The sequence below is a fragment of the Trinickia sp. EG282A genome, assembly GCF_040965455.1.
GTDB classification, from domain to species: domain Bacteria; phylum Pseudomonadota; class Gammaproteobacteria; order Burkholderiales; family Burkholderiaceae; genus Trinickia; species Trinickia symbiotica.
Genome location: NZ_JBFRCC010000001.1, coordinates 1,407,951 through 1,425,517 on the forward strand (window position 1 = coordinate 1,407,951; position 17,567 = coordinate 1,425,517).

Annotated in this window: 14 protein-coding genes and 1 pseudogene; 10 read left to right on the top strand and 5 right to left on the bottom strand. The window is 59.3% G+C overall.

Annotated elements, in window-relative coordinates:
- Positions 1-431: 431 nt before the first annotated feature.
- The 4 genes and pseudogenes from AB4Y31_RS06455 to AB4Y31_RS06470 form a co-directional block, all read right to left on the bottom strand.
- Positions 432-1,801, bottom strand: a pseudogene (locus AB4Y31_RS06455) (2-hydroxycarboxylate transporter family protein).
- A 9-nt stretch (positions 1,802-1,810) separates the two neighbouring features.
- Entirely contained in the window at positions 1,811-2,572 is a 762-nt protein-coding gene (locus tag AB4Y31_RS06460; RefSeq protein WP_368673169.1) for a TIGR00366 family protein, read from the bottom strand.
- A gap of 11 nt (positions 2,573-2,583) precedes the next feature.
- Positions 2,584-3,789 carry a CaiB/BaiF CoA transferase family protein gene (locus AB4Y31_RS06465; protein ID WP_368673170.1) on the bottom strand — a complete coding sequence of 402 codons (1,206 nt, stop codon included), beginning with the start codon at positions 3,787-3,789 and terminating at the stop codon, positions 2,584-2,586.
- Between the two features lie 25 nt (positions 3,790-3,814).
- On the bottom strand, positions 3,815-4,741 hold the full coding sequence (locus tag AB4Y31_RS06470; protein WP_368673171.1) for a CoA ester lyase: 927 nt from the start codon (positions 4,739-4,741) through the stop codon (positions 3,815-3,817).
- Positions 4,742-4,838: 97 nt separating this feature from the next.
- On the opposite strand from AB4Y31_RS06470, the gene AB4Y31_RS06475 reads away from it, so the two are divergent.
- Positions 4,839-5,732: a LysR family transcriptional regulator gene (locus tag AB4Y31_RS06475; RefSeq protein ID WP_368673172.1), complete on the top strand. Its 894-nt coding sequence runs from the start codon at positions 4,839-4,841 to the stop codon at positions 5,730-5,732.
- Between the two features lie 92 nt (positions 5,733-5,824).
- Here AB4Y31_RS06475 and AB4Y31_RS06480 read toward each other — a convergent pair whose 3' ends face one another.
- Positions 5,825-6,607: a class I fructose-bisphosphate aldolase gene (locus tag AB4Y31_RS06480; protein WP_368673173.1), complete on the bottom strand. Its 783-nt coding sequence runs from the start codon at positions 6,605-6,607 to the stop codon at positions 5,825-5,827.
- A gap of 209 nt (positions 6,608-6,816) precedes the next feature.
- On the opposite strand from AB4Y31_RS06480, the gene AB4Y31_RS06485 reads away from it, so the two are divergent.
- From AB4Y31_RS06485 to AB4Y31_RS06525, 9 genes are all read left to right on the top strand, one after another.
- Positions 6,817-7,590: a GntR family transcriptional regulator gene (locus AB4Y31_RS06485; RefSeq protein ID WP_368673174.1), complete on the top strand. Its 774-nt coding sequence runs from the start codon at positions 6,817-6,819 to the stop codon at positions 7,588-7,590.
- Positions 7,591-7,649: 59 nt separating this feature from the next.
- The gene (locus tag AB4Y31_RS06490) at positions 7,650-8,996 is read left to right on the top strand and encodes a sugar ABC transporter substrate-binding protein (RefSeq protein ID WP_368673175.1); all 1,347 of its coding nucleotides are present in this window, start codon (positions 7,650-7,652) and stop codon (positions 8,994-8,996) included.
- 88 nt (positions 8,997-9,084) lie between these two features.
- Positions 9,085-10,026, top strand: coding sequence for a carbohydrate ABC transporter permease (locus tag AB4Y31_RS06495; RefSeq protein ID WP_368673176.1), 942 nt, complete (start codon positions 9,085-9,087; stop codon positions 10,024-10,026).
- Positions 10,026-10,850, top strand: a complete 825-nt coding sequence (locus AB4Y31_RS06500; protein WP_368673177.1) for a carbohydrate ABC transporter permease — start codon at positions 10,026-10,028, stop codon at positions 10,848-10,850. Before AB4Y31_RS06495 ends, AB4Y31_RS06500 begins: the two co-directional genes overlap by 1 nt.
- Positions 10,851-10,885: 35 nt before the next feature.
- On the top strand, positions 10,886-11,875 hold the full coding sequence (locus AB4Y31_RS06505; protein ID WP_368673178.1) for an alcohol dehydrogenase catalytic domain-containing protein: 990 nt from the start codon (positions 10,886-10,888) through the stop codon (positions 11,873-11,875).
- A 34-nt stretch (positions 11,876-11,909) separates the two neighbouring features.
- Complete coding sequence (locus AB4Y31_RS06510; RefSeq protein ID WP_368673179.1) at positions 11,910-13,355, top strand: L-fuculokinase; 1,446 nt, start codon at positions 11,910-11,912, stop codon at positions 13,353-13,355.
- A 53-nt stretch (positions 13,356-13,408) separates the two neighbouring features.
- A complete protein-coding gene (locus AB4Y31_RS06515; protein ID WP_368673180.1) occupies positions 13,409-14,545 on the top strand; it encodes an ABC transporter ATP-binding protein in 1,137 nt (378 codons plus the stop codon).
- Positions 14,546-14,591: 46 nt separating this feature from the next.
- On the top strand, positions 14,592-16,307 hold the full coding sequence (locus tag AB4Y31_RS06520; RefSeq protein ID WP_368673181.1) for a dihydroxyacetone kinase family protein: 1,716 nt from the start codon (positions 14,592-14,594) through the stop codon (positions 16,305-16,307).
- 253 nt (positions 16,308-16,560) lie between these two features.
- Positions 16,561-17,505, top strand: coding sequence for an ABC transporter substrate-binding protein (locus tag AB4Y31_RS06525; RefSeq protein ID WP_368673182.1), 945 nt, complete (start codon positions 16,561-16,563; stop codon positions 17,503-17,505).
- Positions 17,506-17,567: the final 62 nt, after the last annotated feature.

Below are 17,567 nucleotides of genomic sequence, written 5' to 3' on the forward strand. Positions count from 1 at the left end.
CGTGCCGGGCCTGCCCCTACCGGCCATGATGACTCTTTCTGAAGTGGCATGCCTTACATATCGACGATCTCGCCGATACAGTCAGCGATGTTGACATTGCGCAACTTGAGGGCATTGCCTCGTGCCCCGGTTCAACACCCCTGCTGCAATGCACCAGCATCCTATACCGACGAGCAGCCCGTGAGCGAGGCGGAGCGGCTGCGTTCCAAAGAACTGCGGGATATAGAGCGCGAGGCCAATCGCCAAGGGGATGCCGCTCCATCTTGGGTAGCTAACCGACCGCCAGATTGTAATGGCGACGATGATTGCTGCGATGGCTAGCAATGAGCCAGCGCTGGCGTTGACGCGAGGGGTCTCTTCCCGCCGCCGGCTGACCAACCCATTTTTGGTTCGATCGGCGATTCGGCGCCGGACACTTTGGGGGCCCCGCCTCATGCATAACGCAAATAAGCGAAGACAGCCAGCGCGGTCATCACGGTAACGGCTCCGCCGATGCGAGTCGCGATCTGCGCGAACGGCATCAACTCCATACGGTTGGCGGCTGTCAGGATCGCGACATCGCCGGCGCCGCCGAGGCCGCTATGCGTCGCGTTCACGATCGCCGCTTCCACGGGATACATCCCTACCATGCGTCCAACGAAGAATCCGGTCGCAGTCAGCGCAAGCACCGTCGACACAGCCGTCACGATATTGATCCACTGAAACGCGGTGACAATTTCGCCCCACGGTGTCATCGCGACGCTGATGGCGAACATCAGCGGATAGGTGACGGCCGTCGAGAAGAAGCCATACATGAAGCGTGCCCCGCCGCGCACGCGCGGCGACACCACCTGAAAGCACTGCGCCGCGACCACGAGCACCAGCATGACGACCGGAGCGGGCCAGTCGAACAGTTGATGGCTCAGCACGCCGAGCAGATAGAGCGCGATCGCCGTCGCACCCGCTGCGGCGACCGAACTCACATCGAATTCGAACGAAGGCGCGGCCGCGTGGGCGGTGTCCTCAGCCGATCCGGCGATGGTGAGTTGGCCATTCCCGGTCAGACTGGGCTTGCGTGCGCCGAGGTAGCTCAGCAGACCCGCGCAGCAGATCGCAGCGATGTTACCGAGCATGACGGCCGACAGCACCTGCGCAAAGAGCGGTCCTTGTTCGACACCCAGAATCTGCGCATAGCCCGCGGAGAGCGGAAGCGCGCCCTCGCCGACACCGCCATGATCGGCACGACGACGAAGAAAAGCGCGTGCTTTGCTTGCATGCCGAGCGCAACGCCCACGCCAGTCCCCACGAGGGCCGCGACCACGGAGCCGCTCGCAACCGGAATGAAAATGCGCACGAAGCCTTTAATCAACGTCTGCCGGTCCATGCTGAGTACGCTGCCCACAATGATCGCCGCGATGAAGAGATAGAGGAAATTGGAACTCTTCGTGAAGTCGGTGACCGCCTTGACGACTGGCGCGGGCATCAGCTTGTAGTAGACGAGCATCGACGGAATGAACGCTGCGAAAATCGATGCCGCGCCGATGTGGCGAATCCACGGAATGCGTTTTGCGAGTTCGGCGCATGCGAAACCGCCGACCGCCACCAGCGCAATACCGGTGGGCAGGTCCGAAGCGAGCTTGCCCTTTAGCGTCATCGCGGCGAGCACGGCCAGTAGCGCCAGAAACACCGGTACGGGCAGCGCGCCGATGCGCGTGTCGAACAGGCGCCACCAGCGCTCCGTCAGCGATTTCGGATGGGCGTGCGCCCGTGTTGGTTGAGTCGTCGCTGATTCCATACGTCTGTCTCCGTTCGATTTGTTCATGCGTGTCCGTCAGACCAGCAGCAACAGCGCCATGCCGTAGACCACCGTGCCGAGCAGAAAAGTCATCACGGTGAAGCCAAGCACGCGCTGCACGCCGATGCCTGCCATCGCGACGACCGGTGCGGCCCAGAACGGCTGCATCATGTTCGATACCTGTTCACCCATCGCGACCGCCATCGTCGTGGCCGGCACGGACGCGTGTAGCGCAACGGCCGCCGGAACGACGAACGGACCCTGCACGGCCCAGTGGCCGCCACCGCTCGGAATGAAGAAAGTCACGATCAGGGAGCACACGTAGCTCCAGAAGGGCAGGGTATGCGCGTTGGAGATCGCGATGAAAAAGTGCGAGATAACGTCGGGCAAACCGGTCGCGTCCATCATGCCCATGATGCCGCCATAGAGCGGGTACTGAAGCATCATCGAGCCGGTCTGTTTGGCGGCGTTCTTCACGGCGTCTGCATAGGCGAGCGGATGGCCATGCAGGATCACGCCCGCGATGAACATGATGACATCGGGGCGCAACACAGCGACGCCGCGCGCGTGGTCGATGCCGAGGTGGGCGATAGCATCGAGCGTCACGCGATTGTCAGTCTCATAAAGGCGCGGAGTGACGACGACCGTGCGTTGCGTGCCAATGCGCGCCTGCACCTTGCGGTAATCGTGGACAGTCGCGCCTTCGACGAGGCCATTGGCGGGGCGATCGCCGAGGTAGCGCCGATCGTAGATGTGCATGTGTGAATCGCACGCGTGCGCGGGTAGATCGAACGGCATCGCGCACCTCCTCACAACACCGCGCGCTTCGCGCGCAGCGACTCGATGGCGTCGTCCGTCCAGCCGAACTCGCGCAAGAGCGCATCGGAGTGCTGGCCGAATGCGGGCGCGGCTGCCGGATCGCGTCCAGGCGTTGTGCCAAACCGAATCGGATGCTTGATGCCGCGATAGCTGCCGATGCCCGGATAGTCGAAGCGGGTCACCATGTCTTCCGCCAACACTTGCGGGTCGTCGAACATGTCTTCGACACTGCGCGCGGCCGCACAGGGTACGGCGTCGCCGAAGTGCGCTTCCCATTCGAGCGCGGTGCGCGCCTGAAGTGCAGCGTGCAACTGCGGAATGATTTCGTCGCAATGCAGTGCGCGCTTGCGTACCGAGTCATAGCGTTCGTTCTGCGCCAGCGATGCTAGGCCGGTCTTCTCGCAGAGCGATTGCCAGAAATGCGGCGTGTTGGCCGAAATGTACAGATAGCCTTCGCGTGTCGGATGGATGCCGGTGATGCCGCCTGAACGCATGTCGCGGCTGATGTCCTTCGGTTCGCCCTCGGCCCAGATCATTCGAGCGGACTGCATCGCCAGCGCACTGCGCAAGAGGGATATGCCGACATATTGACCTGCGCCGCTGCGCTCGCGCTCGAAGAGCGCCGACGACACACCCGCCGCGACGAGGGCGGCAGCGTAGTAGTCGACCACCGATCCGTACAGTATCTCGGGCGGTCCGCCGCGCTTGCCTTGCAGCGTGCACATGCCCGTCATCGTTTGCAGCACCTGATCGTATCCCGCCTTGTCCTTGTTCGGGCCGGTCTCGCCGTAGCCGGTCACCGCGCAATAGATCAGGCGCGGATTGACCGCGCGCAACTGCTCATAGGCGATACCGAGCCGCTCGGGCACGCTCGGGCGAAAGTTGTGGACAAGCACATCGGCGGCTTCAACAAGGCGCATCAGCACCGCGAGCGCCTCCGGCTGCTTGAGATCGAGCACGAGGCCACGCTTGCCGCGATTCACGCCGAGGAATGCGCGGCTTTCTGCTTCGAGCGTCGACGGATATTTACGCAGATTGTCGCCCGTGGGCGGTTCGATTTTGATGACGTCGGCGCCCTGATCGGCGAGCAGCGTGCATCCGTACGGGCCGGCGATATAAGCGCTCAGATCGAGCACGCGCACGCCCGTGAGCGGGTCCGCGCTCGCGGCACTGGCGTGATTGGCCGATGCTTGCATGAAATTCTCCTTCCGTTCGAGTGAGTCAGCGTGCTTGCGCATCGCAGATTTCGGCATGCGCGCGTGCGAGTGCGAGGCGCTGTTCGCCCGTCAGCAAGCCGAGCCGCTGTGCCTGGGCGACGAGCGCACGTGCGCGTTCGACGAAAGGAGGGTCGATCATGCGGCCGTCGACCACATAGGCGGCGATGCCCTTCGCTTCAGCGTCGCGCGCCGCCTCGACGACACGCACCGCATGCGCGATGTCTTCGTCACAGGGGCGAAAGACCTCGTTCGCGAGCGCGATCTGGCTCGGGTGAATGCAACTCTTGCCGAGAAAGCCCATCGATCGCGCGAGTTGCGCCTCGGCGCGGAAGCCGGCTTCGTCCTTGATATTGGCGAATGCGGAGTCGTAGGCGAAGACGCCGGCTTCGCCCGCCGCGATACGCAGCCCGAACATGGCCTGCTGGACTGCGGCCACGTCACCGCGACCGACGCCGAGCGGCTCGAACAGATCGCCGAGACCCAGTTGCAGCCCCGCCACGCGCGGATGGGCGCTCGCCAGTTCGGCTGCGTGGCGAAACGCTTTCGGCGACTCGATGTTAAGCAGCAGTTTTATGGGCCGGCTGATGGCGTTCGCCCGCTCCGCCCGCTCAATCGCCGATGCGGCCGCATGAACGTCATCGACCGTCTCGGGCTTCGGAAGATTGATGTATTCCAGGCCTTGCTGAACGACGGCGTCGATGTCGGCGGCGAAATGCGGCGTGTCCAACGCATTCACGCGAACGATCAGCACTTTCGTATGGCCGGTAATCTCGTTCGAGCGCAGCAGTTCGCAAAGCGCATCGCGCGCCTGCTGCTTGCGTTCGGCGGCGACTGAATCCTCCAGATCAAAAGACAGCGCATCGGCGGCGCTCGCGAACGCCTTGGCAAAAAGCTCCGGACGCGATGCCGGCACGAAGAGCTTGCTTCTCATGTCTCCAGTCCTTCTATGTCTGGAAAGGAGTCTAAGACTGTTGTGGATTTAGATGAACTATCTACGTCTATCTTCAAATAATAGATAAACTATCTTCATGGACATCGATTTTCTCGCCAATCTGCTGCTCGTGGTCGATAGCGGTTCAATGGCCGAAGCGGCGCGCCGTATCGGTGTGACGCCGGCGGCAGTCGCCCAGCAAATTCAAGCGCTCGAGCGCGAACTGGGCGTGTCGCTTTTCGTGCGCGCCGGGCGCACGGTCATTCCCACGGAAGCCGGGCATCGCGTGATCGACAAGGCGCGGGGACTCGTGCGTGAGTGCTCGGAACTCAAGGCCTTCGCGCTGGAAGGCGAAGCGGCGGGTGAGTTGCGGATCGGCACGATTACCACGGCGCTCCTAAGCCTCTTGCCTGACGTGCTTGCAAACTTCGCGGCTGCGTTTCCTCGAGCCAAGGTACTGATCCGTGCAGGGACGTCGATGGAGTTGTACGAGACACTGCAGCGCGGAGACCTCGATGTGGCGATCTGCCTTCATCCAGCATTTGCGCTCCCCAAGGCTTATGACTGGCATCTGTTGCGCGAGGAGCCGATTGTCGTGCTGGCGCCCTTGCGAATGAAGGATGAGGAACCGCACGAATTGCTGCGCCGCGAGCCATTTATTCGCTATGACCGTTCGCTCGGCGGCGGCAAGCAAGCTGATCAATACCTCCGCGCGGCGAAAATCGTTCCGCACGAGTTGTTCGAACTGAATTCGCTGATGGCCATCGCGATGATGGTCGACCGTGGGCTCGGGGTGTCGCTCGTACCGGACATCATCTCGCCTTTGACAGCGGGGCTCGCCATCGCAAGGATGGTACTACCGAGCAAGACGGAACCGCGGCGCTTTGGTGTGCTTTGGCACAGGGCATCGCCTCGCGCACGTTTGATCAACGGGCTTCTTGAATGCGCCGAGCATGTATTGGCGCGAGAAGGAGAACGCAGGAAACGTTGATGCCGAGTGGGAGTGATGCGTACAGGGAACTGAAACCGGCGCAGCGCTCGATCAGGAGGCTGCGCGAGTTCGAGCATTTTTGGCGGCAGAGCTCAGTCGTTGAACTTTTGCGCGCGGGTCAACTTGGCCACTTCGGACAGAACCTTTAGGCCCTCGGCGCGTTCCCGCTGCCAGATGTTGCGGCCAACGATGACGCCGCGCGCGCCAGAACGAATGGTCTGCGCGACCGCATCGATCGTGTCGGCAGGGGTGCCAGCCAGCGGGCCGCCTGCGATGACCAGCGGTACTCTTAATTCGTCGACGAGACGTTTGGTGCGCTCTTCGCCGGGGAATGCAATCTTGATGACGTGCGCGCCCAAATCGTAAGCAATGCGCGCGACCTTCTCTTCCTGGTCGATGACTTCCTCGGTACGCGGCGCGCCAATGATGACCGGTTCGAGCACGAGCGGGATCTCCCAGCGATTGCACTCGTTTACCACTTGCCCGACGCGCGTGCACATGGCGACTTGTTCAGCCCGCGACATGTTCCAGGGGAACAACATTTTGACGGCGTCGACGCCCATACGAACAGCTTCTTCGAGACTGGTGATCAGGCCGTGTGAGCCGCCGCCATCCAGGTTCCGGTAATCGTAGTAGGTGTCGATCGTCAGAACCCGCGTTAGATGCGGGTGAGCTGCAAAGTACCGCGCAGTTTGACGTACTTGGCCCGGCGTCATCATGAAGCCGGTCACGTCGCTCTCGCCCCACGCGGCAAACGGCGCGGACGGCGTCTCGAGGCCTTCGATGCGGTCAAAAATAAGGCCGTGATCGACCGGCATGATGATCGCCACACGGTTACTGGGCAGCGTACGACGAAGGCGGTATTCCATAGACATAAGAGCGTCCCTAGCGAAGATGTGGGTGCGAAAGCCAAATAGAAGCGACCCTGTTGGGAAAACGTACGTGTTGTACGTACAAGACGTACCGTATGATACACACGAACAGAACGTACAAAAGTAGGTGAGAACCCCATCTTCTTTTTCGATTTCGCGACGCCTATACTCGCCTCCACCTTGTACGTACAACACCTACATCACGAACCGAAATGAAAGCCGTTACTCCGCTTGCGTCGGGAATCGACCGCTCATCGCCGGTTCCCTACTATTTGCAGCTCTCGCAATTGCTGGAGCAAGCGATCGATCGCGGCGACTATGCGCCCGGCGACCGGCTGCCCTCTGAAAGCGATCTTTGCCGTGACTATGAGTTGGCTCGCTCGACGGTGCGCGAGATGCTTCGACATCTGGCGGACCAAGGCAAGATCAAAATGGTGCCGCGCCGGGGGGCTTTCGTGGCGGACCAGGCGCAAACCGGCTGGACGTTACAAGTTGCTGAGGGCTTCTTTGAAGTGGAAGTTGAACAGCACCGTTCGGTGGAAACGAAGGTTCTCGAAGCTGAGCGATGCATCTTGCCGGATCACGTTGCGCAAGCGCTGGATCTCAAATCGGGTAGCGGTGGCTTCAAGTTGGCTCGACTGCGCCGACTCGACGGTGAGCTGGCGCTGTACTCGGTCAACTATATGTTGCTGGAAATCGAAAGCGTCCTGCGCTCCAGCGAAGTGTTGACCGGCGGTGCCTCGCTCAACCGCACCCTGAGGGCGGCAGGTTACGACGTGACCCGGGCTCGCCGTGGCGTCGAGGCAGTAGCGGCGACTGAGCCGTTGTCCGCTCTGCTAGAGGTGCCAGCTGGCTCACCGCTGCTGCTCGTGACCTCCGTCTCGTGGGGCGCCGAAGGCAAGCCTTTTGATTTCTACACGTCATGGCTGCGCAGTGACGTCGTGAAGGTGACGGTAGACGCGCAGGCAGCTTTGAACAACGACTAAGGTCCAACGTACTACGCCGAACAGACCGGCGTACCCGCCCAATAAATTAGGAGTACTAAATGAAATACTCGGCTCGACTGCGCTTGCTCGCTGTGCAAACCAGCCTCATTGCTTCTTTTGGATTGGGATTTGCAACGCTTGCATACAGCGAAACCATACTGACAGTTGCGCTCGCCGCCAACCCGCAAATGCAGACCGCGGCGAAGCTTATCGGCAACTTCGAGAAGAAATACCCGGATATCAAGGTTCGCTTTCAGACGCTTCCGGAAAATCAGCTGCGTCCCGCCGTGCTGAAGGACGTCGCAACGAAGTCCGGCCAATACGACGTGGTGATGATCGGCGCGTATGAAGTGCCGCTGTGGGCACAGAAGGGCTGGATCGTCGACCTCAGTCAGTACGCTAAGGCGGACACCGCCTGGAACGAAGGGGATCTTCTGAAGCCGATCCGCAATCTGGTCTCCTATAAGGGGAATCTCTTCGCGACGCCGTTTTACGGTTCGTCTTCATTCATGTTTTATCGGAAGGACCTGTTTGCAAAAGCTGGTCTGACAATGCCCGAGACACCTACTTGGGATCAGGTTGCTCAGTTTGCAGCGAAGCTGGACGACAAGAAGGCTGGTGTCTCCGGCATCTGTCTTCGCGGCGTTCCCGGCTGGGGCCAAAACCTCGCATCGCTCACCACCGTAATCAACACATTCGGCGGCCGCTGGTTCGATCAAAAGTGGCAGCCCGCACTTTCCGAACCCGAATCGAGAGCCGCTATCAATTTCTACGTGAACTTGATTCGCCAACACGGCCAACCGGATGCGGCGAAAGACGGCTGGCAGGAGTGTCTGCAGTTGTTCTCGCAAGGTCATGCGGCAATGTGGTACGACGACACCGTCTTTGCAGGCCCGGTGCTCGATCAAGCGGGTCCCGGCCTGAAGGACAACATCGGCTTTGCGATGGCCCCGGTGAAGGCAACAAAGGCTTCGGGCTGGTTGTGGGCGTGGGGTCTGTCGATTCCTACCACGAGTAAGAACCGAGAGGCAGCGTGGAAGCTGGTCTCGTGGCTCACGAGCCAGGAATACATCAAGTTGGCAGGCGAAAAAGCCGGTTGGGGCCAAGTACCGCCCGGTTCGCGGACTTCGACTTACCAGATTCCCGAATATAAGAAGGCCGTTGCGTCGTTCGGCGACTTGACGCTCCAGTCGATCAATTCCGCTGACCCGCTGCGTCCCACGATCGAGCCGGTCCCGTACACGGGTGTTCAATACGTAGATATCCCGGAGTTCGAGCAAATCGGCGACTTCACGTCACAGCAAATCTCAGGTGCGATTAGCGGACAAGTGACGGTTGATCAGGCCATCAATGCATCCCAGAAGAAGATGACCGACATCATGCAAGACGCCGGTTACATCAAATAACCACGAGCGGAAGCTGATGTGGTAATCGCCGGTGCGAATAGCGCTCAAGTACGCTCGGCACCGGCGGAAACAAACTGGGAAGATGCTCATGGCTTACTCAAGTGCAAATGCTGTCCCGACCGACGAGACTCGTGCGGTAGGGCGCAACAAGCAGCATCGGCGAAAGGCCTGGTTGCGCAGAGCTCCATTGTTACCGGCGGTGATCGTCGTGGTGGCCGTCACGCAAGCTCCATTTTTTATCACGGCTTTCTATAGCCTGTTTCGCTGGAATCTGGTGTCTACAAGTGCGAAGCGATTCGTCGGCTTGAACAACTACATCGACGCCGTTTCGGATCCGGTGTTCCTGAAGGCGATCGTGAACACCGCGTTCATGACGATCAGTATCGTCGTCGGCGCGATTGTTGTCGGAACGCTGCTCGCGCTTGGATTGCAACGCACTTTTCGGGGCCGTGCAATTGCTAGAACGCTGGCGATCACGCCTTTCTTCGTCATGCCTGTTGCAGCGGCGCTGTTTTGGAAGGCCGGTCTTTTTGATCCGACTTTCGGATTGCTCGGATGGTCGACGTCGGCGCTGGGCCTAGGGAAGCTCAATTGGGTCAGCGAATATCCGCGCTTATCGATCATCATCTTGACCGCTTGGCAGTGGGCGTCGTTCGCTCTTCTCATTCTGCTGGCAGGGATGCAATCGTTCCCGGTCGAAGTGACGGAAGCCGCATCAATCGACGGGGCGGATCGTTGGCTCACCTTCCGACGGTTAATGCTGCCTCACCTGCGCCCTTTCTTCGAGCTGACTGCGCTCCTCGCATCGATGTACGTTCTTGAGAACTTTGCGGCCATTGCGACGCTGACGGCAGGTGGCCCAGCCTACGCGACGACCAATCTTTCGTACTACGTCTATCTTGAAGCTTTCAGCGCATTCGATCTCGGTCAGGCATCCGCTTACGGCGTCATAACCCTCGCGATCGCGATCGCCCTTGTGATGCCGATGCTTAAAGTCGTCGCTGGGATCTTCCGTGCTGGGGGCCGATAATGAGACGCAAGACTATAAGCGCTTCTTTCGACATCCTTTTGAGTGTTCTGACGTGGGGCGGTGCGCTCATCATGTTCGCGCCGATCGCATGGATGGTGCTGACGAGCTTCAAGACGGAACAGGACGCGGTGAGCTCTCCGCCGCTGCTGATCTTCCGCCCGACGCTGGAGCACTATGCGCGCATTTTCGACAACGATTTCCTCGACTTCGCTCTGCATTCGGTGATTGCAACTGGCGTCTCCACGGCGATTGTGATCTGCTTGGCAGTGCCCGCGGCATACGCATTATGTGTGCGACCGGTCGAAAAATGGCGCGATGTGCTCTTCTTTTTGATCTCCACGAAAATGATGCCGGTTGCGGCTGGCATCGTCCCGATCTACCTTGTGGCGCAAAGCCTGGGATTGTTGAATTCGGTCTCGCTCCTCGTCATCGTATATACGTCGATGAACTTGCCTCTTGCTGTGTGGATGATTCGATCTTTCATGATCGAGATTCCAGTCGAAATTTTTGAGGCGGTTCGCGTCGACGGCGCGGGCTTCTTCCGGGAACTCCTGCTGGTGGTGGTCCCTCTCATCATGCCTGGACTCGCGTCAACAGCGTTGTTGTGCGGCATTTTTGCATGGAACGAGTTCTTCCTTGCTGTGAATTTGACGACGACGTCAAGCACCCTTCCTGTTTTCTTGCAGAAGTTCCTGAGCTTCGGACAGTTGTACACGGCACAAGTCGCGGCTGTCGCGGTGCTGCTCAATATTCCGGTCGTGGCAGCTGGTTGGCTCGCTCAAAAGAGCCTGACGCGAGGCCTGACATTTGGGGCGGTCCGATAAACGCCATAACTGAATACATCCATTGAGGTTGAGCAATGCGTGCCGTCCGTATTGAAAGTAACCACAAGATTGACGTCATCGAGCTTCCAGCGCCGATTGCCAAGGATAGGGAAATTGTTGTCCGACCGGTCGCATGCGGAATCTGCGGAACGGACCTTCATATTTGCCAGCACGGCTTTCCTGGAACGAATTATCCGGTCACGCCTGGTCACGAGTTCGCTGGCCACGTTGTCGCGGCCGGCCGTGAAGTCAAGGGAATCAAGGAAGGCGATTTTGTCGCGGTCAACCCCAACGTTTCGTGCGGCGCGTGCGAATGGTGCAAGGAGGGCAAGCCTCATCTTTGCAACGCGCTCACCCCCATCGGAGTAGGTCGCCCTGGTGCCGCCGCTGAACAGGTCGTGGTTCCGGGACAGAACGCTCATGTGGTTCGCGAGAGCATCGGTTACGGAGTGGCCGCTCTGATCGAACCGCTCGCCTGTGCGCTGCACGCGGTTGAATCATCGCAAGGCGTCAGGGATCGGCGAGTGCTCGTGATCGGTGCTGGGACTATGGGATTGCTCACTTCGATCATCGCACGGCACCACGGCGCGGCGGAAGTAACGGTGATTGATCCGAACCAGGGCAAGCACCCGATCGCCCTGGACGTCGGTGCGCACAAAGTTGCGACGCCTGAGCAGCTCGGCGACGAGCGATATGAAGTCGTTTTTGAAGCCGCTGGCGCGATGCCGGCCTTGCGCATGGCTCTCAACCACATCCGCAAGACGGGCGTGTTGGTGCAGGTAGGCGTCCACAACGTCGAGGCAATTGTTGAAGTCAATCCGTTCACGATTTACGAGCACGAGTTACGCATCATTGGGTCGAACTCTTTGGCCAACCAATTCCCTGCAGCGGTAGCTCTGATGTACGACATTGCGCAACCCGCCGGCAAGCTCATCGGCGAGACGTACTCAGTGTGGGATTTTGGTGCGGCCGTCCAGAAGATGGCATCGAGCAGCGCGGTCAAAACGCAACTGCGCTTCGACTAATCGTGACATTTGCCGCCTTTAGCTAGGAACGAGAGTGAGCGCGACCGTGACTCCTGCAATGGACGTCCTTCTATGTGGGATTGACTTGGGCTCGACCAATCTGAAAGTCATATTGGTCGATGGTCAGGCACAGACGCTCTGGACCAAAGCCATCCCGGTCCCACGGGTTATGCAAGGCGGTGGGCCAGTAACAGACGCGATGGTCCTGGTTGAGAAACTTGAGCAGCTAGTGATTGAGGGCTGGCAAGCTGTTGGTGCAAAGGTGCCCTTGACCGCAATTTCCGTCACTGGCGTTGGCGAAGACGGGTTGGCGGTCGGACGAGATCTGCGTCCGCTGGATCTTGCCATTCCTTGGTTTGATCGGCGGGCCGAGCAAGAGGCTCGAACGTTACGAGAGTTGACCGGAGACGACATTCGAGCTGGGCTACCGATCGATTACTCGCGTACTGCAGCGAAATGGTCGTGGCTGCGCGCGAACCGCGCGAATGCAATGCGGGAGGCAAGCTTCTGGATCGCCTTGACTGACTATCCGACTGTCTGGTGGGGCCAAACTCCGTTCATGAGTCAGACGCTTGCTGCACGCACAGCGTGCTATGACGTCTTTTCCCGTACATGGATTTCTGGCTTGCTCGAAGCCAGTGGTGCGCCAGATCTGCCAAAGGTTGTGACAGCAGGCACTGTTATTGGTACCGTCGCTACAGGCCGCCTGCTGAAAAGCGGGGCCGCTACTCAGTCCACGCTTCTGGTTGCGGGCGGCCATGATCACCCAATTGCCGCCTCGGCCGTAAGGCGTTTGAAGCAGCACGCGATGATTGATTCGCTCGGGACAGCGAACTTGGTCTACGACGAGGTTCCTGCGCTTGAGCCGCATGGCGACCCCTACGTCGCCTTCTCGGTTCCTGCCTTGGGTACTCCGGGAGTAGCGTGCCTTGGTGTGTTCGAATTCGCGGCGTCGATCGAGCCGTTCCGCGCATCAGACTCCGGTGCGTCGTTACGAGCGTTCCTCGCCAGGTCCCGCGCGCGGGGGGCGCCGAGTGCATTACCCGATATCCGAGGGGCGTTAGATCGTGCAATCCGGCGTCAAGCAGACATTATGGGCACGGCTGATCCTCAACAGTTGCGGGCGACTCTTGAAGCAGCGTGTTTCTACGCCAAGTGTATGCGCCAAGCGATTCAAAAGGCTGGGGCGGCAGCAAGCCCAATCTACGCCGTGGGAGGATGGGCCCGTTCGGATGCGCTGCTACAACTGCGGGCAAGCATCTTCGGAGAGTCTGTATTCGCAGTGGAAGAAGATGAGTTGACCGCGCTAGGCGTTGCGCTCGTTGCGCGAGATGCGCTGGGACCGAGCCTTATATGCGAGCCGTTTTCAAGAAAGTCCCGCGTCGTTCAGCCGGTTCCCGAATGGCAAGACGCTTACGAACGACTCCATGCTGGTGCCACGCGGTTCATTAGCGAGATCAAGGGAGCGCCAGCCGAATAATGGCTCGGGATGACGGCTGAAGATTGGGCCGGTTGCAATTTTAGGAGACTATCGTGGCTGTCGTCGAATTGCGGAACATTAAGAAGTCGTTTGCAGGCGTTGACGCTGTCGACGCGCTCAACCTCACGACGAAAGATGGCGAGTTTATCGTTATCGTCGGACCATCCGGTTGTGGCAAATCGACGACCATGCGAATGATTGCTGGCCTTGAAGAGGTGTCGTCCGGAAAGATCCTTATCGATGGTGCGGACGTGACCGAATTGTCGCCGACCGAGCGTGATGTCGCGATGGTCTTCCAGAACTATGCGTTGTACCCGCATCTGACCGTCTACGACAACATCGCCTTCTGCCTCCAGGTGCGGAAATGGTCGAAAGAGCGTATCAGCCAGCGTGTTCGGCAAGTCGCGGAATCGCTTGCGCTGTCGCAGTATCTGGATCGCAAGCCCGCCGCACTTTCGGGCGGACAACGTCAGCGCGTCGCCTTGGGTCGAGCGATCGTGCGAGAGCCGCGCATCTTCATCATGGACGAACCGCTTTCCAATCTCGATGCCAAACTGCGCGTCGATATGCGCGGCGAAATCATTAAACTGTGCCGTCGTCTAAAAGTCACAACTTTCTATGTTACTCACGATCAGCTGGAAGCTCTGACAATGGGGCATCGCGTCGTTGTCATGCGCAACGGCGTTGCGCAGCAAATCGACACGCCGCAGCGCATTTACGACGAACCAGTCAATAAGTTCGTTGCGAGCTTCATTGGTAGTCCGGCCATGAATTTCTTGTATGCGACGTCGGAGGAGAATGGCAAAGTCTTGCGCGGTCCCGGCTTCGAATTACGTACGTCGGATCGTCTTGCCAAAGCTCTTGCGCGCTCCGACTCGCACAAAATGATTGCCGGTATCAGGCCGGAACATCTATTTCCGGCAGAAGCAGGACCGCTGGAAGGTTGTGGTTGGGTGCGCGGCAAGATCGAACTCATCGAGCCGCTTGGCTCACAGGTCATGATTCAGGTTTCAACTGGCAGCGCGATCGTCATGGCTCAGTTTGAGCGACAGCCTGGTCTAGAACTGGGACAGTCGATCACCCTCAAGCACAAGGAGGACACGCCGCATGCCTTCAACCCGGAAGGCGAGCGCTCTTTCCTCGCCGAGATCGCTGAAGAAGATCGGGCCTCGCTGGTCCGTGCCGCCTAACTACCCGTTACGCCCGACTGAACGTCACTGATCCTCAAAGGTTGCCATGAAAAAGCTCCTCAACAACCCGTCCGACGTAGTACGGCAGATGCTTGAAGGCATTGCACGCCAGGCGCCCGGTGTGGCCATTCTTGGCCAAGAGAACGTTCTTGTCCGCACAGATCTACAAGAAGTTTCCAGTCGTCCGGTCTCGATCATTTCGGGCGGTGGAAGCGGCCATGAACCCGCACATGGTGGATACGTCGGCGCGGGAATGTTGAGTGCGGCAGTGTGCGGGGAAGTGTTCACGTCTCCCTCAACAGACGCGGTGCTCGCGGCCATCCGCGCAACTGCGGGTCCGCAGGGTGCGCTGCTCATCGTCAAAAACTACACCGGCGATCGGTTGAACTTTGGCCTCGCAGCGGAGCTTGCGCGCGGAGAAGGCATCCCCGTAGAGGTGGTGATTGTCGCCGATGACGTCTCGTTGCGCCGGCACACGACGCGCGATCGTGGACGCGGCATTGCCGGGACTGTACTCGTGCACAAGATTGCTGGCGCCGCAGCGGCCGAAGGTCAGTCGCTCGAGCAAGTTGCTGCAGCTGCACGCGGGGCAGCGGCCGATCTTGGAACGATGGGCGTTGCGCTCGACGGCTGTACGCTGCCTGGCTCGCAGACGTCGGGATTCACCCTTGCGGACAATGAAATCGAGCTTGGTTTGGGGATACACGGCGAAAAGGGTGTTGAGCGCACCGTACCGCTGCCTGCCGACAAGCTGGTCGATGTGCTGATTTCCAATATCGTCGATGATATGGAGATCTCACAGGGGGAGCAGGTCGCGCTGCTCATCAACGGGCTTGGTGCCACCCCTCAGATGGAACTCGACGTGGTTCTTCGCGCTGCATACGAGCTTTTGAACAAGCGTGGGATCATCGTCGAACGGGCATGGTCCGGAACGTTACTTTCGGCGCTCAACATGCCGGGCTGCTCAATTTCCATTCTCCGCGTTGACGGCGCACGGCTCAAGTTGCTCGATGCGGCGACCGACGCGCACGCGTGGCCGCGGGGCGGTCAGGTAAATCGATGTATTCGTATCGAATTGCCAGCCAAGGGGCGCGAGACGGCTCACGTGAATTGCGGCGAGAGTGGGCAGCGTTGGGCGGCCGTTCTCAGACCCGCGCTTGTAGCCGTTGCTCAGGCGCTGCGCGAAAACGAGCCTCGTCTGACCGAGCTTGACTCTATTGCTGGTGACGGCGATCTCGGGATGAGCATGAAGCGGGCCGCTGAGGCGATCATGGCTATACCCGAGAGCGCGCTTTCGTCACCCAGTGATGGACTTGCCGCCCTCAGCGCTGCACTGCGTCGCGCGATCGCGGGGAGCTCAGGCCCGTTCTACGCGACGGCGCTCGCTCGTGCCTCACGTCGCCTCGGCGAGGTCGATCAACCGAGCGCGAGTGATTGGGCTCAAGCCTTCGAAGACGCTGTCCAAGCGATCAGTGATCTAGGCGGAGCAAAAGCTGGAGATCGCACAATGCTTGATGCGCTCATTCCCGCAGTCACGACATTCCAGCAAAAACTGCATGCGGGGGAACCGGCAGCGCGGGCATGGCGTTCCGCTGTCGCCTCGGCGGAGGATGGCACTCAGCAGACTGCGAACATGAAACCGCGTGCCGGCCGAGCCAGCTACCTCGGAGAACGGGCGGTCGGTTCGCCAGACGGTGGCGCAGTCGCCGTGACGTGCTGGCTTCGAGCGTTGCAGTCGGCAATTTCTGCGAATTGCAAGTAAGCCAGTTTAACGGCTGGCGGCGCGTTCGATCTTCAACTCGTTAGGTTTGGTCTGCGAGTTACGCGCGCAGCCGAAGTTCATCTGCATGGCAATTTGGGGGCAGGGTTGGAATCGCTCGCGATTCTGAAAATCAGTTTGTTGTTGGAGTCATACGCGCGGCTGACCGCCGGTAGCCACTTAAATTAATGCGATTGGCAGAGCCGTAGCTCGTCCAAGCCAATTGTTGACACTTGTTGGTCTTTAGGAGACGAATATGTTGAAAACGAAGATTGTCGTCGCGAGCGTTGCAATTGCCTTTGGCATTGCGTCAAGCGGTGCTCACGCTGACGAAAAAAAGCTTACCTCCATCGGCGCGACGGTCGGCTCGCTTGGAAATCCTTATCTGACATTGCTCGTCCAAGGGGCGGAAGATAAGGCAAAACAGATCAACCCGAACGTTAAGCTGATCGCCGTCTCCGCGGACTACGATTTGAATAAGCAGTTCACTCAGATTGACAACTTCATTTCGGCACATGTCGACATGATTTTTCTCAATTCAGTAGACCCGAAGGCCATCGAACCGGCGGTCAGGAAGGCGCGCGCTGCCGGAATCGTAGTCATGGCGGTCGATGTCGCATCTGCTGGCGCAAACGCTACGGTTCAGACCAACAATGTTCAAGCAGGAGAGCTCGCTTGCGACTACATCGTGAAGAAGTTGGGCGGGAAGGGCACGATGATCATCGAAAATGGGCCCCAGGTCTCATCCATCGTTGACCGGGTAAAAGGCTGCAAGTCTGTGCTCGCGAAGGCGCCGGGTATTAAAGTTCTCAGCGACGATCAAGATGGCAAAGCGTCGAGAGAAGGGGGGATGAACGTCATGCAGGGCTATCTGACGCGCTACCCCAAGCTGGATGCAGTCTTCGCAATCAACGATCCTCAGGCAATCGGTAGCGACTTAGCTGCGAAGCAGCTTCACCGAAGCGGTATCGTCATAACGTCCGTTGATGGTTCTCCCGAGGTCGAAGCAGCGTTGAAATCCGATTCGCTCATCCAGGCATCGGCCAGTCAAGATCCATACTTGATGGCTCAGAAGGCGATTTCTATCGGCTACGACATCATGAGTGGGAAGGCTCCCGCGCGCGAGATGACGCTGATGCCTTCGACGCTGGTCACTCGTGAGAACGTCGGTAGTTACAAAGGGTGGACCGCGCCACGATAAGCCGCTTGAACATATCAGCGAGTCATCTCTCCGTCCTGTCCGATGGAAGAGGGAGTCGTCAT